The 15154-nt window shown below is 65.2% G+C and carries 12 protein-coding genes; 7 read left to right on the forward strand and 5 right to left on the reverse strand.

Annotation, left to right across the window (positions count from 1 at the left end; all coding sequences use genetic code 11):
• Nucleotides 1-23 precede the first annotated feature (23 nt).
• A complete protein-coding gene (locus tag AAC645_RS14085; protein WP_340316886.1) occupies nucleotides 24-803 on the forward strand; it encodes an acid phosphatase in 780 nt (259 codons plus the stop codon).
• 97 nt (nucleotides 804-900) lie between these two features.
• On the opposite strand, the gene AAC645_RS14090 is transcribed toward AAC645_RS14085, so the two are convergent.
• Nucleotides 901-1095: a hypothetical protein gene (locus tag AAC645_RS14090; RefSeq protein WP_340316887.1), complete on the reverse strand. Its 195-nt coding sequence runs from the start codon at nucleotides 1093-1095 to the stop codon at nucleotides 901-903.
• A gap of 139 nt (nucleotides 1096-1234) precedes the next feature.
• On the reverse strand, nucleotides 1235-2152 hold the full coding sequence (locus AAC645_RS14095) for an MlaA family lipoprotein (protein WP_340316891.1): 918 nt from the start codon (nucleotides 2150-2152) through the stop codon (nucleotides 1235-1237).
• Between the two features lie 137 nt (nucleotides 2153-2289).
• Here AAC645_RS14095 and AAC645_RS14100 point away from each other — a divergent pair, with 137 nt between their 5' ends.
• The 5 genes from AAC645_RS14100 (at nucleotide 2290) to AAC645_RS14120 (ending at nucleotide 9145) form a co-directional block, all read left to right on the forward strand.
• On the forward strand, nucleotides 2290-3261 hold the full coding sequence (locus tag AAC645_RS14100) for an ArsR/SmtB family transcription factor (RefSeq protein ID WP_340316893.1): 972 nt from the start codon (nucleotides 2290-2292) through the stop codon (nucleotides 3259-3261).
• Nucleotides 3258-4202, forward strand: coding sequence for a methylenetetrahydrofolate reductase [NAD(P)H] (gene metF, locus AAC645_RS14105; protein WP_340316895.1), 945 nt, complete (start codon nucleotides 3258-3260; stop codon nucleotides 4200-4202). Before AAC645_RS14100 ends, metF begins: the two co-directional genes overlap by 4 nt.
• Before the next feature lie 18 nt (nucleotides 4203-4220).
• Nucleotides 4221-5276, forward strand: coding sequence for a homocysteine S-methyltransferase family protein (locus tag AAC645_RS14110; RefSeq protein WP_340316897.1), 1056 nt, complete (start codon nucleotides 4221-4223; stop codon nucleotides 5274-5276).
• A gap of 103 nt (nucleotides 5277-5379) precedes the next feature.
• Complete coding sequence (gene metH / locus AAC645_RS14115) at nucleotides 5380-7995, forward strand: methionine synthase (RefSeq protein ID WP_340316899.1); 2616 nt, start codon at nucleotides 5380-5382, stop codon at nucleotides 7993-7995.
• A gap of 145 nt (nucleotides 7996-8140) precedes the next feature.
• Nucleotides 8141-9145 (forward strand): right-handed parallel beta-helix repeat-containing protein, encoded by a 1005-nt coding sequence (locus tag AAC645_RS14120; RefSeq protein WP_340316901.1) that lies wholly within the window; start codon nucleotides 8141-8143, stop codon nucleotides 9143-9145.
• Between the two features lie 287 nt (nucleotides 9146-9432).
• On the opposite strand, the gene AAC645_RS14125 is transcribed toward AAC645_RS14120, so the two are convergent.
• From AAC645_RS14125 to AAC645_RS14135, 3 genes are all read right to left on the reverse strand, one after another.
• A complete protein-coding gene (locus AAC645_RS14125) occupies nucleotides 9433-11079 on the reverse strand; it encodes an alkaline phosphatase family protein (protein ID WP_340316903.1) in 1647 nt (548 codons plus the stop codon).
• A 68-nt stretch (nucleotides 11080-11147) separates the two neighbouring features.
• On the reverse strand, nucleotides 11148-12878 hold the full coding sequence (locus tag AAC645_RS14130; RefSeq protein ID WP_340316905.1) for an amidohydrolase: 1731 nt from the start codon (nucleotides 12876-12878) through the stop codon (nucleotides 11148-11150).
• A gap of 64 nt (nucleotides 12879-12942) precedes the next feature.
• A complete protein-coding gene (locus tag AAC645_RS14135) occupies nucleotides 12943-13824 on the reverse strand; it encodes an NAD(P)-dependent oxidoreductase (RefSeq protein WP_340316907.1) in 882 nt (293 codons plus the stop codon).
• Nucleotides 13825-13884: 60 nt separating this feature from the next.
• On the opposite strand from AAC645_RS14135, the gene AAC645_RS14140 reads away from it, so the two are divergent.
• Nucleotides 13885-15132 carry a threonine ammonia-lyase gene (locus AAC645_RS14140; RefSeq protein WP_340316909.1) on the forward strand — a complete coding sequence of 416 codons (1248 nt, stop codon included), beginning with the start codon at nucleotides 13885-13887 and terminating at the stop codon, nucleotides 15130-15132.
• Nucleotides 15133-15154 lie beyond the last annotated feature (22 nt).

Consider the following 15154-nt stretch of genomic DNA (forward strand, 5'->3'; position numbering starts at 1 on the left):
CTCCTTGAACGAGGGGGGCGGTGATGAAGAGCTTTCACAAGGGGCTGGCTGCGGCTTTGCTCGGAACCGCGGGCATCACGATCGCCGCTGTCCCCGATGGTGCCGCGTTTCTCGCGCCTGGTTTTCTCAGCCTCATTGACGTGGTGCCGCCTGCGCCGATCGTGCAGGAGCCCAGGGGCGTTGCCGATCAGGAGATATTCAAACTGACGCGGGCGCTGAAGGGCAGTCCGCGCTGGGACATGGCGACCGCGGATATCGCAACCGACACAGCATCGATGATGCATGGCTTCGCCTGCGCAGCGCGGGTCGACATCACCCCGCAAAATGCGCCCAGGACCGCGGCGCTGCTGGAGAAGGCATCGCGCGATGCGGTGCGCGAGGCGAGCGAGTTGAAAAGCTACTATAAGAAGAAGCCTCCGTTCCTGCTCGATTCGGGAGAGACGTGCACGCCTCCGCCCCAGGGCCTGGATTATGGCTATCCGTCCGATTTCGCGGCCCGTGGCTGGACGTGGGGGTTGATCCTGGGCGAGGCGGTGGACGACCGCGCGGCACCGATCCTGGCGCGCGCCCGCGCCTATGGGGAGAGCAGGATCGTCTGCGGGCTGGCAAGCATGAGCGCGGTTGATGCGGGCCGAATGGTGGCAAGCGCAACGCTGGCCGTGGTTCGCACCGAACCCGGCTATGCCACGGCAATGGTCGCGGCCCGCGCCGAGCTGGCGGCGCTTCGCAAGACCGGCACGGCCCCTTCGGCGCAGAGTTGCTCGGCCGAAGAGGCGTTGGTCAGTCAGCCGATTTTCCGCTGACATCCAAGGCGTTGCGGGCAAAAAAAAGGCCGCGCCCGAGGGCACGGCCTTTCTTATTGCTCAGGCAGCTGCTGTCAGGCAGCGGCTACCAGCGCGATTACATCGCGTTCGAAGCGTTGTCCGCCGGAGCAACCGCATTCGAATCAGCCATCGCAGCGTTGGTGTCGACCACCGCGTCGGCCGTGTTGTCGACGACGGTCGTGTTGTTCTCGACAGTCGTTTCGGTCTTCTTGCACGAAGCCAGCGACAGCGAGGCGGCGGCGATAAGCGAAAGGGCAACGATCTTCTTCATGATCGAATTCTCCGGAAGTGAATTAAAAAAAGAGAGTGGCTCGAACGATCCAATCACGTTCAGGCTTGTTTCCCCCCGAAACAGGCTCGGACTTCTTACAGTTTTGCGCAGTGCGATGCAATGTCTCTTGTTCCGGTAGTTAATTCGGCTGCCTCGAAGGCCCGGAAGTGGCCGGATCACTTGGTTTCGGCGCCGGTTCGGATGGGGTCGCAGGGGCTGCCGGATTGGCCGGAGCAACCGTGCCGGCATCGGGGATTCCGGCGTCTGCGTCGGCCGCTGAGCCCGCCTCGGCGCCGACGGGATTCGCTTCGGCATCGGCTGCGGCCGCTGCCTCGGCGGCCGCATCGTCGCCTTCCTGGTTGAGGATTTCAGCCCGCCGACGCTGCAGATAGGCCGACCGCGCTGCGGCATAAGGGTCGAGGCTGGATTCGAGGAAGCTGTCCGCGCCGGTCTCGATCAGCCCGTCGCGTACGCTGATGATCTGAGCTGCAGTCACGGCCAGCGGTACCCCGTGCGGCAGGCCGCACTCGCTCAGGCAGACGCGGTAGGGGTCGGTGAACTGAGCGACGCCGGTCCCCACCCCATCGCGTAACGTCGACGGGCCGAACAGCGGAAGCATGAGATAGGGACCGCCATTGGCGCCCCAGATGGCGAGTGTCTGGCCGAAGTCCTCCGGTGCCGGCTTTATTCCCATGTGCGATGCGTGATCGAACAAGCCGCCGATCCCGGCCGTGGTGTTGACGAGAAAGCGGCCGAGATTGCGCACGGCGCGGTCGGGTTTGCCCTGCAGGACATTGTTGATGAACGAGAAGGGTTCGGCCACATTGGCGAAGAAGTTGCGCACGCCGTCGCGCGCAGGCTTCGGAGTGACGGCGCGGTAGACCTGGGTGACGGGCTTGACGACGACCTTGTCGGCGCCGCGATTGACCGCCCATACGCCGCGGTTGAACCCCTCCAGCGGATCCTTCTCGGCGAGCCGGTCGGTACCGGTCGTCGCGCAGGCCGAAAGCGTCAGGCCAACGGCAACAGCGCCGATCATCCTCACCGAAGCTCGCATGGTAGAAGTCCCCTTTTCGGGCGGATCGTTCCGCCGCCGGTCATACTCTCGAAGCGTGGCGTAGTTCCGCGCGGGAAACGGCATGCCTGCCACCGCGGGCGTCGGCAAGCGTCTTGACCACATATAAAGATTTCTTTATGTGTGAATATATGACGTGCGATGCCCTCTCCATCTTCCGGGCGCTTGCCGATCCCACCCGCTTGCGCATCTTTCATCTGCTGCGAGCCATGGAGCTGTCGATCGGGGAGCTTGCGCAGGTTCTGACGCAGAGCCAGCCGCGCGTTTCCCGCCATGTGAAGATCCTCGCGGATGCCGGACTGTGCGTGCGCCGCAGGGAAGGCAGCTGGGTGTTCCTGGGTCTGGGCGCTGCAGCATGCGTCACTCCGCTGTTCGCGGCGATCGATGACTGGAACCGCGATGCCGACGATGTCTGGGCCGTCGCCGATCGCACCCGGCTGGCCGCGGTGCGGGCCGATCGCGCGGCCGCGGCGGCGCGATATTTTGCCGAACATGCCGAGGAATGGGATGCGATCCGCTCCCTCCATGTGCCCGAGAGCGCGGTCGAGCAGCGCATCGTCGATACACTGGCCGACGCGCCGATCGGCAGGATGGTGGACATCGGCACCGGCACCGGCCGCATGATCGAGCTGGTCGGCGGCCAGGCCTCGGCGGCGCTCGGAATCGATCGCAGCCCCGAGATGCTTCGCCTCGCTCGGGTCAAGCTGTCGGAAGCAGGCCTAGCCCAGGCCGAGCTGCGGCAGGGAGACATGTATGCGCTGCCGCTCGACGATGGCTCGGCCGATCTCGTAATACTCCACCAGGTGCTCCATTTCGCCCAACACCCGGCCGCAGCGATAGCCGAGAGCGCGCGGCTGCTGTCGCCGGGCGGCCGCCTGCTGATCGTCGATTTTGCCAGCCACGAGCGCGAGGACCTGCGCAGCCGCGACGCACATGTGCGCCTTGGCTTTGATGACGACCAGATCGGCGGCTGGTTCCAGGCGGCGGGGCTGGGGCTCGACCGGGTCGAGGCGCTGGTCGGCGATGCGCTGACCGTCAAACTATGGTTGGGCTTGCGCGGGCAGCGCAGCCAGTTGAAGGCAGTATCATGACATCGCTACCACTCACCCAGCTCGAAGAAGCCCGCCGCGCGCTCGATGCTCCGCTGTTTGCGGACTTGGCGGGCGACGCCGCCGTCTCGTTCGAATTCTTCCCGCCCAAGACCGAGAAGATGGAAGAGACGCTATGGAACGCGATCCAGACGCTCGCGCCGCTGAAGCCGCGGTTCGTCTCGGTAACCTATGGCGCCGGCGGTTCGACCCGCGAGCGCACCCACCAGACGGTGGCGCGGATCGCGAGCGAGACTGATATCCCCGCTGCCGCGCACCTCACCTGCGTCGAGGCGAGCAAGGCTGAGATCGAGGAGATCGCCCGCGAATATTGGACGGCCGGGGTGCGCCATATCGTCGCGCTGCGCGGCGACCCGCCGACCGAAGGCGCGAAGTTCACGCCTCATCCGCAGGGCTATCGCAACGCTGCCGAATTGGTGGCGGGTCTGAAGGCAATCCATCCGTTCGAGATTTCGGTAGCGGCCTATCCCGAATGCCATCCCGAGGCGGAAAGTGCCGAGAGCGATATCGCCAATCTGAAGGCCAAGTTCGATGCGGGCGCATCGCGCGCGATCAGCCAGTTCTTCTTCTCTCCCGAAGCCTATTTCCATTTCTGCGACCGCGCTCGCGCCGCCGGCATCCATGGCGAGATCGTGCCCGGCATCCTGCCGGTGTCGAACGTCGCTCAGACGCGCAAATTCGCCGGGCTGTGCGGCGCCGCCATCCCGGCATGGATGGACCGGCTGTTCGAGGGTCTGGACGATCACCCCGCGTCGCGCCAGCTGGTGGCCGCCACGATCGCTGCCGAGATGTGCCGCCGCCTCTATGCAGGCGGGGTGCGCCAGTTCCATTTCTACACGCTCAATCGCGCCGAATTGTCCTTCGCGATCTGCCACCTGCTCGGCCTGAGGGCTGGTGCGAAGCAGCTCGAGGTGGCGGCGTGATACCCGGAAGGTTTTCCCATGATCAAATCTGAAGCCGCCATTCGTTTCCGCGAGCAGGCCAGGCAGCGCGTCCTGATCACCGATGGTGCATTCGGAACCATGATCCAGAGCTACAAGCTGCAGGAGGCCGATTATCGGGGGAGCTATGATCTGCCCTCCGACCAGAAGGGCAACAACGACCTGCTGGTGCTGACCCGGCCCGACGTGATCGATGCGATCACCCGCCAATATCTCGATGCCGGATCGGACATCGTCTCGACCAACACCTTCAACGCCAACATCATCAGCCAGGGCGATTATGATGCGGTGCATCTGGTCCGCGACATGAACCTGGCCGCCGCCCGGATCGCGCGAAAGGCGGCCGACGATTATCAGGCAAGGGATGGCCGCCCGCGCTTCGTCGCGGGTGCGATCGGGCCGACCAACAAAACGCTGTCGCTGTCGCCCGACGTCAACGATCCCGGTTATCGCGCGGTCGACTTCGACACGATGCGCGACGTCTATCAGGACCAGACGGCGGCGTTGCTCGACGGCGGTTGCGACTTCATCCTGATCGAGACGATCTTCGACACGCTCAACGCCAAGGCGGCGATCATGGCGGTGCTCGACGAGCAGGCCAAGCGGGGCGCCGAGATCCCGATGATGATCTCGATGACGATCACCGACATGTCGGGCCGCAACCTTTCGGGCCATTCAGTCGAGGCCTTCTGGCACGCGATTCGCCATGCTCATCCGTTGACGGTGGGGCTCAACTGCGCCTTTGGCGCCGATCTGCTGCGCCCGCATGTCCAGGTGCTGTCGGGCATCGCCGACGTGCTGGTGATGATCTATCCCAATGCCGGCCTCCCCAACGATCTCGGCCAATATGACGAGGATCCGCATACCACCGGCGGCTTCATCCGCCAGTGGGCTGATCAGGCGCTGGTCAACGTTGTCGGGGGCTGCTGCGGCTCGACGCCGGCGCATATCGCCGCGATGGCGGATGCTGTGGCGGGCAAGCCGGCGCGGGTTCCGCATGCGCATGATCACCGCACCCGGTTGGCCGGTCTCGATCCGATGATCATTGCGGCCTGACACAAGACAATGCGTCATCCCCGCGAAGGCGGGGATCCATAACCTCCAACGCCTGAGAATATGGATCCCCGCCTCCGCGGGGATGACAGAGAAGAGAGTGAACATGGCAACTGCCCCCGACGACACACCCCCCTCCACCGCCCAGTTCGTGAATATCGGCGAGCGCACCAACGTCACCGGATCGGCGGCGTTCAAGAAGCTCATCATGGGCGGCGACTACACCAAGGCGGTCGAGGTCGCGCGGCAGCAGGTCGAGAACGGCGCACAGGTGATCGACGTCAACATGGACGAGGGCCTGCTCGACGCCGAGTTCGCGATGACGACCTTCCTCAAGCTGATGGCGGCCGAACCCGATATCGCGCGCATCCCGGTGATGGTCGACAGCTCGAAATGGTCGGTGATCGAAGCGGGGCTGAAATGCGTCTCGGGCAAGCCGATCGTCAATTCGATCAGCATGAAGGAAGGCGAGGAAGCCTTTCTCCACCATGCCCGCAAGTGTCGGGCCTATGGCGCTGCCGTCGTGGTGATGGCGTTCGACGAGGTGGGCCAGGCCGATACGAAGGAGCGCAAGGTCGCAATCTGCGAGCGCGCCTACAAACTGCTGGTCGCCGACGGCTTTGCGCCCGAGGACATCATCTTCGATCCGAACATCTTCGCGGTGGCAACTGGCATCGACGAGCATCGCCGCTATGCGATCGACTTCATCGAGGCGACAGCCGAGATCAAGAAGCGCTGCCCGCATTGCCACATCTCGGGGGGTGTTTCGAACCTGAGCTTCTCGTTCCGCGGCAACGAGCCGGTGCGCCGCGCGATGCACAGCGTGTTCCTGTACCACGCGATCCAGGCCGGAATGGACATGGGCATCGTCAATGCCGGTCAGCTCGACGTCTATGACGCGATCGATCCGGAACTGCGCGAAGCCTGCGAGGATGTGATCTGGGATCGGCGCGACGATGCGACCGATCGGCTGATCACGCTGGCCGAGCGCTATCGCGGCACCGATGCGGTGGCGGAAAAGGCGGCTGAGGAATGGCGCGGCTGGGATGTCGTCAAGCGGCTCGAACATGCCCTGGTGAAGGGCATCGACGCCTATGTCGTCGACGACACCGAGGAAGCGCGCCAGTTGTTCGATCGGCCGATCGAGGTGATCGAAGGGCCGCTGATGGACGGCATGAACGTGGTCGGCGACCTGTTCGGATCGGGCAAGATGTTCCTGCCGCAAGTCGTCAAGTCGGCGCGGGTGATGAAGAAGGCGGTCGCGCATCTGCTGCCGTTCATCGAGGCGCAGAAGGTCGCGGGCTCCCGGCCGAAGGGCCGGATCATCATGGCGACGGTCAAGGGCGACGTGCACGATATCGGCAAGAACATCGTCGGCGTCGTGCTTCAGTGCAATGGCTATGAGGTGATCGATCTTGGCGTGATGGTGCCGTGGATGACGATTCTGGCCGCCGCCAACGAGAATGATGCCGACATGATCGGGCTGTCGGGTCTGATCACGCCATCGCTCGACGAGATGGTGACCGTGGCCGCCGAGATGCAGCGGACCAACATGACGATGCCCCTGCTGATCGGCGGCGCTACGACCTCGAAGGTCCACACGGCGTTGCGGATCGCGCCCGCCTATGCGGGGCCGGTAGTGCATGTCCTCGACGCCAGCCGCGCCGTGGGTGTCGCCTCCACGCTGTTGTCCGATACCCAGCGCGACGACTTTGTTGCGAAGACCGCGGCGGATTATGACGCGGTGCGCAAGGCGCGCGAGGGCAGGGGGCAGAATGAGCTCGCGACCTTGGCCGAGGCTCGCGCCAACGCCTTCGTCGCCGATTTCGCGCTGAAGCCCGAGGCGCCGAAGCAGCCCGGGACGCATGCCTTCGCCGACTGGCCGATCGAGGATCTGCGCGATTATATCGACTGGACGCCGTTCTTCCGCGCTTGGGAACTGGCGGGCAACTACCCTGCGATCCTCGACGACGCTATCGTCGGCGAAAGTGCGCGAAGCCTGTTCGCCGATGCGCAGGCGATGCTCGATACGATCATCGCCGAGAAATGGCTGACGGCGAAGGGCATCGCTGCGCTGTGGCCGGCGCGGAGCGAAGGGGACGATGTCCTGGTCCAGTCGGGCGAGGCGTGGGTCCGCCTGCCCTTCCTGCGCCAGCAGATCAAGAAGCGCGAGGGCCGCGCAAATATGTGCCTGGCCGATTTCGTCGATCTCGAGAATGACTGGCTGGGCGGCTTCGCGGTCAGCATCCACGGCATCGACCCGCACAGCGCCCGATTCAGGGCGGATCATGACGATTATCGCGACATTCTGCTGAAAGCGCTCGCCGATCGCCTTGCGGAGGCATTCGCCGAGCGGCTCCATCTGCATGTCCGCACCGACCTGTGGGGTTATGCCGAGGGTGAGCAACTCACCAATGAAGCGCTGATCCGAGAGCAATATCGCGGCATCCGTCCTGCCCCGGGTTATCCGGCCTGCCCGGACCACAGCCATAAACCGATCCTGTTCGACATGCTCAACGCTGCCGAGCTTACCGGCATCACCTTGACCGAAAGCTTCGCGATGTTGCCGACAGCCGCGGTGTCAGGATTCTACTTCGGCCATCCCGAGGCGGCTTATTTCGGCGTCGCGCGGATCGGGCGGGACCAGCTCGAGGATTATGTGGGCCGGCGCGGCGTGGACCGGGAGACGGCGGAGCGCTGGCTGCGGCCGAATCTGGATTAACCCCATTCTCATCTCATCATGTTATGGCAGCGGAAGCGGGCTGTTCGCACAACCGTCATTTCGGCGGAGGCCGGAATCTCGTGAGGATGAGCGGCGCCCTTGCCGCCTGAGACCCCGGCCTCCGCCGGCGTGACGGATTAGGTTCATGTGGCGTCTGATCTTTCTCGTCGCGTTTGCCGCAGCCCCGCTTTCGGCGGCGCCCTTCACTGTTGAGCAATCCGGCAGATCCTACCCCACCCTCGCCGGAGCCGTCCTCGCCATCGGAGACGGCAACGGCTCGATCCTGATCGCGCCAGGCCGCTACAAGGACTGCGCGGTGCAGACCGCTGGCCGCATCGCCTACCGCGCGGCGCGTCCGCTGACGGTGATCTTCGACGGCGGCATCTGCGAGGGCAAGGCCGTGCTGGTGCTGCGCGGGCGTGGGGCGAGCGTCGATGGGCTCATCTTCGAAAATCTGCGCGTCCCCGATGGCAACGGCGCCGGCATCCGCATCGAAAAAGGGCCGCTGGCCGTCACGCGCAGCATCTTCCGCAACTCGGAAGAAGGCATATTGGGTGGCGGCGACGATCCCTCGTCGGACATCAGCATCGATCGGTCGACCTTCTCCGGTCTTGGCCGTTGCGACCGGGGGCTCGCCTGTGCGCATTCGATCTACGCGAGCGCCTTTCGCACGGTGACGGTGCGGCGCAGCCGATTCGAAAAGGGACGGGGCGGCCATTATGTGAAGAGCCGCGCCGGCCGCATCGTGGTCAGCGATTGCAGCTTCGACGACAGTGCGGGCCGCGCCACCAATTACATGATCGACCTGCCCGAGGGCGCAACCGGGCGTATCGAACGCAACCTGTTCGTCCAGGGTGCCGACAAGGAAAATCACTCAGCGTTCATCGCGGTCGCGGCCGAGGCGCAGCGCAACAGCTCGGTGAACCTGCTGATCGCCGATAATCTGGCCGATCAGGTGCGTGGGGCCGCATGGCCAAGCGTGCTGATTGCCGACTGGAGCGGGTCGGCCAAGCGGGTCGAGCGAAATGGAACAGGGCCCCAACTGCAGGTCCTGATGCGGGTCCAGCCCGAGAATCCGACCTTCGTCGACAAGGCGCGAGCGCGGCTGCGCTATTATGCCGGGCGGCTGCGGGATCGGCTGATCGACTGAGCACGAATGCAAAATATGCACGTCGTTGCATAAAATGCATCCGCGGCGGCTCGTTTTGAAATTGCGTTGAGATGAGCCCCTTCCTATTTGTGCTGCATCGCACAACGAATGTGCGGGGACGGGCAATCCCAAGCAGGAGCAAGAACATGACATATTTCGAAGGTGCAGCCACGGCGTTCTTCGCAGTTGCAGTGCAGGCGCTCGCAGTCGCCGTGGTTCTCGTACACTAAGCACTACGCCCCACTGGTCGTCCTTATGCGGACGCCGGCGGGGCGCATCACCGCGGGCTAGTGCTGGCACTCCCCGCCGAGATCAAGGCAGCGGCCATCGACCGGCACAGGGGGCCTGATTCCGGCCACGGCGGCCAAGGTCGGTGCAATATCGACGGTCTCGACCGGCTGATCGCGGGTTTCCGCAGCAGCCTGCGGCCACCAGAACAATATCGGCACCTGTCGGTCATGGTCCCATGGGGAACCGTGACCGGCCACGGTATCGCCCATGCGGCGCGGTACGCCGAAGCTGGTATGCTCCGCATAGACCACCGCGATATCGCCGGAGCGATCCCGGTCATAGCTCTCGTTGAACCGCTGCTGCATCGTCAGCCTGTCGGGCGGTGTTCCAGCCGGCACAGTGGCCGCTTCGATCTCGGCGCGGCTATAGACCGCGCTCACCTCGGGTTGCTGCTTCAGCCAGTCGACCGCCGCCCGCTGTACCTTTGCGGCAAGCACCGGATCGAGGCCCACAGCGATCACCAGCTGCTGCGGATCATCACCTATGATGGGTTCGGCCTCGATCGCGAAATCGCTCTTCAGCGCTTTGTTGAGCTTCCCAACGAAGCCCCTCGAATCAAGCCGCGCCGCCGTGCCGTCATGGTCATGCTCGCGCTCGGCGGCGTCGGTCGCGCCATGATCAGCGGTCAGCACCACCATCACCGGCACGCCGGCCGCTCTGACCTTCGCGATCAGCCTGCCAATCGTGGCGTCCAGCGCGGCCTGCTGGACGCACATTTCCGCGCCGCCATTGCCAAAACGATGGCCGACATAATCGGTAGCGGAAAGGCTCACCGACACTATGTCGGTAGCCGGCCCCCGACCCAGCCATTCTCGCTGGATCAGCTGGATGGCGAAGTCGACAGTGGCCTCGTCAAGGAGCGGCGACGCACGGAGCGCATCGTGGAACGCCTTGGACTGGAGAAACATGTCGCCGGCGGTGACGCCCAACGCCATTTCGGGTGGTACGGCGCCTGAGATATCCATCTGCCCGAACCGATGCGGCTGCTGGAGCGCGGCGCAGGCGCTCGATGGCTTCGGCCACAGTGTCGGCGGCCTGGCCTTCCATCGGGCCATCAGCTTGCGATCGAACTTCTTAACGCGCCCGATCTCTTTCGGATCAGCCTCAGCGGCGAAGCGCGAGGTCTGGAAGCCCTTGCCGTCGACCCACCAATAGACGCCATCGGCATTCTGGCCCGCCATCATGATCGCGGCCCGATCCTTGCCGGAAACCGCGAAGGAGCGCGCGCCCGGTTCGGCTGCCTTGATCCAGTCGCCCAGCGTCGTCACGCGCATGTTCTGCGGCCCCCGCGCATCGGGATCGGTCTGGCCCGGCGGCGCGGCGCAATAGATGTTCGCGCCGGTCTTCAGGTCCAGCCAATTGTTCGAGACGATGCCGGTGCCCGATGGATGCCGCCCGGTCAGGATCGTCGAATGGCCGGGGCAGGTCTCGGTCGCGGCGTGACTCTGGTAGCCGGCCGGATAGGCGATGCCGTGCGACAGCGTCTTCAACCCGTCGGCATAGCTGCCCCGATAGCGCTTGAAGACTTCGCTTGAGAATTGATCGACCGCGATGGCGAGGATCAGCTTCGGTTTCGGCGGAGGTGCAGCCTGAACGGCGAAGGGGAGGGCGGCGAGCGCGGCCGCCAGCATCTTACGTCGCATATGTAATCCTTCGGTGAGGACCTTATCGCTTGAGCCGAATAGGTCTGCACCATGTCATATCGATGACGCTATTTCGCCACCCACACTCGCTTGCCGCCGACCCAGGTCTCGAGCGGCCGCGCCGCGCGGATATCCGTCGCGGTCGCGGTGAAGATGTCACGGTCCAGGATCAGGAAATCGGCCATGCGGCCCGGCGTCAGTGTACCGATCCGGTCCTCCGCGAAACTGGCGAACGCGGCGGTGGCGGTGAAGGCGCGCAATGCCTCGGTGAGGCTGATGATCTGCTGCGGCTGCCAGCCACCCGCGGGCTGGCTGTCCGGTCCCTGCCGACTTATTGCCGCGGCGAGGGCCAGGAACGGATTAGGGCTCTCGACAGGGTAATCCGATCCGAAGGCGAGCGGCACCTTGTTGTCGAGCATCGCCTTCCAGGCATAGGCGCCGCCGAGCCGCGCCGGGCCCAGCCTGGCCTCGACCAGGGTCCGGTCGGAGGTCTGGTGCACCGGCTGCATCGAGGCGACGATTCCGTTCTTGCCGAAGCGCGGCAGATCGGCAGGATCCACGATCTGGGCATGCTCGATCCGCCAGCGGCGGTCGCCTCTGTAGGTTTCGCCAAGCTCCTCGATCGCGCCGAGCAGTTGCGCGTTGGCGGCGTCGCCAATGGCATCGACCGCGACCTGGAATCCGTCCATCGCCGCACGGCTCATCAGGTTGCGAAGCTTGGCGTCGTCGAGCAACTGCAGGCCGCGCTGCCCCGGCGCATCGGCATAAGGCGTCTTGAGCCAGGCGCCCCGCGAGCCGAGCGCCCCGTCGGCATAGAGCTTGACCCCGATCATGCGCAACTTGCCGTCATAGAGCCATGGCGTCGGGCCGGTGCCGGCGATCGACAGCAGCGGTTCGATGCCCCGGGCATAGGAAATGAAGCGCACCCGCAGCCGCCCGGCGTCGCCGGCGCGACGCATTACCTGCCAGTCCTCGGCGCTGGTGCCCATGTCGCAGGTCGCGGTGATGCCGTAGCCGAGCAATATCTCCTGTGCCTTGGCGAGTGCGGCGTCGCGGTCGCGCGGCAGCATTGCCGGCACCGCGTCGAGGATCAGCTTCCGGGCAGCATCGACGAATACGCCGGTCGGATTTCCCCGCGCGTCGCGCTCGATCCGGCCGCCGGCGGGATCCTTCGTCTTCGCGCTGATGCCGGCCGCTGCCATCGCCGCCGAGTTGGCGAGCACTGCGTGGCCGTCGATCCGATCGAGCACCACGGGACGGCCCGGCGTGATCGCGTCGATATCGGCGGCAGTGGGAAAGCGGCCGAGGCCCCAGCGGTCCTGATTCCAGCCACCACCGCGGATCCAGGGCGGAGTCGGGTGATCGGCGGCATATTTGCGCAGCGCCGCCTGTGCCTCGGCGAGGCTGTTGGTGGCCGACAGATCGAGCGACAGCGCCACCTGTCCGAGATCCATGACATGGCCATGGGCGTCGATCATGCCGGGAATGACGGTGCGGCCCTTGGCGTCGAGCCTGAAATCGAGCTTGTCGGGGCGCTTGTCGTTGCGATCGAGCAGCCGCGCAACCTTGCCCTGGTCGTCGATCAACAGGCCGGTGAAACGGACGAGCTGACCCCTCGTGTCGAAACTGTAGCCGTTGGCGTTGTCGATCAGTCCATCGGCGAGCGCGGGCGAGGCGAGGAGGGCGACGGCGAGGGTGAAACCCCTCTCCCATCTGGGGAGAGGGAGGGGCCCATTGCGCAGCAATGGGCGGGTGAGGGCTCGCGCTAACCGCGAACTCAGCGACTGCTTCAAGCGCATGCCCTCACCCTCCCACAGCCTTTCGACTGCGGGCCCCTCCCTCTCCCCAAGTCGGAGAGGGGCTTCATATCTTCGGCAAGCGCTTCACCACCGATGAAATATCCTGCCGCCCGCAGCCGAGCGCCTGGGCATCGGCGTAGAACTGGTCGGCCAGCGCTGTGAAGGGGAGGGCGGCGCCGTTGGCGCGGGCTTCCTCGATGGCGATGCTGAGATCCTTGCGCATCCAGTCGACCGCGAATCCGAAGTCGAAGCTGTCCTCGGCCATCGTCTTCCAGCGGTTGACCATATACCAGCTCGCGCCGGCGCCGCCCGAGACTGCCTCGAACACCTTGTCGAGATCGAGATCGGCATTCTGCGCGAAGCGCAGTGCTTCGGCGGCGCTCTGCATCGCGCCGACGATGCAGATCTGGTTGACCATCTTCGTGGTCTGACCGGCGCCCGGCCCGCCAACATGGACGATCCGCGACGAATAGGCCTCCATCAGCGGGATCGCCGCGGCCATCGCCTTGTCCGATCCGCCGCACATGATCGCGAGGGTGCCCGCCTCCGCACCAGACTGCCCCCCCGACACCGGCGCGTCGACAACGAGCAGCCCGCGATCGCGGCCTTCGACCGCGAGCTGGCGGGCTATCTTGGCCGAAGCGGTGGTGTGATCGATATAGAGAGCGCCCTTCTTCATGGCACGAAAGCAGCCGTCGCTGCGCAGGGTCACCGCCTCGAGATCGCCGTCGGCGCCGACGCAGGACAGCACGGCATCGGCATCCTCGGCGGCCGCGGCAGGAGTCGGCGCCCAGCGGCCGCCATGCTTTTCCACCCATGCTTCGGCCTTCAGCCGGGTGCGATTGTAGACGGTGACATCATGGCCCGCGGCGGCGAGATGTCGAGCGATCGGGGCGCCCATCGCACCCAGCCCCAGGAAGGTCACTTTTGCCATGGCCACTCGCATAAGATGGATTTTCCGGGCGCGCTAGGACTCTGCTGCCTAATCGGCTATGGCGCGGCCACTATGGCAAGCGTGCACAAGCAGACCGGCGCCGAGGGCGTCCCCGTGACCATCGACGACGTTCGCGCCGCGCAGGCGCGGATCGCGCCTTCGATCGTGCGTACTCCGATCCTGAAGAGCCGCACGCTCAGCGAGATCATCGGCGCCAATGTCTGGCTGAAGTTCGAGAACCTCCAGTTCACGGCCGCCTACAAGGAGCGTGGCGCGCTCAACAAGCTGTGCCAGCTGTCGGAAGAGCAGCGCGCCCGCGGGGTGATCGCCGCCTCGGCGGGCAATCACGCGCAAGGGCTCGCCTATCATGGCAAAAGGCTGGGTATTCCGGTCACCATCGTGATGCCCAAGCCGACGCCGACCGTTAAGGTGCAGCAGACCGAAGGCCATGGCGCGCGGGTTATCCTGATCGGCGAGGGCTATGACGACGCCTATGCCGCCGCGCGCGAACTCGAGGCGCGAGAGGGACTGACCTTCGTCCACCCGTTCGACGATGTCGACGTGATTGCCGGGCAGGGGACTGTCGCGCTGGAGATGATCGAGGACGCGCCCGAACTCGACATGCTGGTGGTGCCGATCGGCGGCGGCGGGCTGATCTCCGGATCGGCGGTTGTCGCCCGCGCGGGGCCCCGCCCGATGCAGGTGATCGGCGTCCAGGCCGAGCTCTATCCGTCGATGTACGCCAAGATGAAGGGATTGATGTTGCCGTGCGACGGCGACACCCTGGCCGAGGGTATCGCCGTCAAACAGCCGGGGGCGATCACCTCCGAAATCGTGCGCGCGCTGGTGGACGATATCGTGCTGGTGACCGAGCGCGACCTCGAAACCGCCGTGTCTATGCTGCTGCAGATCGAAAAGACCGTGGTCGAGGGCGCGGGAGCGGCCGGCCTCGCCGCATTGCTGGCGCATGGCAAGGCGTTCCGCGGCAAGAATATCGGCATCATCCTGTGCGGCGGCAATATCGACACCCGCTTGCTCGCGAACGTCCTGCTGCGCGATCTGGCGCGCTCGGGCCGCCTCGCGCGGCTCAGCATCCGGCTTCAGGATCGCGCCGGCGCGCTGTTCCATGTCGCGCGCGTGTTCAACGAGCAGCAGGTGAACATCGTCGAGGTCTATCACCAGCGGGTTTTCACGACTCTGCCGGCCAAGGGCCTGATAGCGGAGATCGAGTGCGAGACCCGCGACGCGGCGCACCTCGAGCGTTTGCTCAAGGCGCTCCGCCATGAGGGGTATCAGGTCGAGACCATCGAAGCGGCTTAGTTTGTAGGGCCTCAGGCGCCGG

It is taken from the genome of Rhizorhabdus argentea (assembly GCF_037861105.1).
Lineage (GTDB): Bacteria > Pseudomonadota > Alphaproteobacteria > Sphingomonadales > Sphingomonadaceae > Rhizorhabdus > Rhizorhabdus argentea.

Bases quoted from the DNA above. Each gene is read 5' to 3' on its own strand.
- AAC645_RS14135 (WP_340316907.1), bottom strand. From the start codon at position 13,824: ATGCGAGTGGCCATGGCAAAAGTGACCTTCCTGGGGCTGGGTGCGATG.
- AAC645_RS14140 (WP_340316909.1), top strand. From the start codon at position 13,885: ATGGCAAGCGTGCACAAGCAGACCGGCGCCGAGGGCGTCCCCGTGACC.
- AAC645_RS14090 (WP_340316887.1), bottom strand. From the start codon at position 1,095: ATGAAGAAGATCGTTGCCCTTTCGCTTATCGCCGCCGCCTCGCTGTCG.
- AAC645_RS14120 (WP_340316901.1), top strand. From the start codon at position 8,141: ATGTGGCGTCTGATCTTTCTCGTCGCGTTTGCCGCAGCCCCGCTTTCG.
- AAC645_RS14085 (WP_340316886.1), top strand. From the start codon at position 24: ATGAAGAGCTTTCACAAGGGGCTGGCTGCGGCTTTGCTCGGAACCGCG.
- AAC645_RS14130 (WP_340316905.1), bottom strand. From the start codon at position 12,878: ATGCGCTTGAAGCAGTCGCTGAGTTCGCGGTTAGCGCGAGCCCTCACC.
- AAC645_RS14095 (WP_340316891.1), bottom strand. From the start codon at position 2,152: ATGCGAGCTTCGGTGAGGATGATCGGCGCTGTTGCCGTTGGCCTGACG.
- metH (WP_340316899.1), top strand. From the start codon at position 5,380: ATGGCAACTGCCCCCGACGACACACCCCCCTCCACCGCCCAGTTCGTG.
- AAC645_RS14110 (WP_340316897.1), top strand. From the start codon at position 4,221: ATGATCAAATCTGAAGCCGCCATTCGTTTCCGCGAGCAGGCCAGGCAG.
- AAC645_RS14125 (WP_340316903.1), bottom strand. From the start codon at position 11,079: ATGCGACGTAAGATGCTGGCGGCCGCGCTCGCCGCCCTCCCCTTCGCC.
- AAC645_RS14100 (WP_340316893.1), top strand. From the start codon at position 2,290: ATGTGTGAATATATGACGTGCGATGCCCTCTCCATCTTCCGGGCGCTT.
- metF (WP_340316895.1), top strand. From the start codon at position 3,258: ATGACATCGCTACCACTCACCCAGCTCGAAGAAGCCCGCCGCGCGCTC.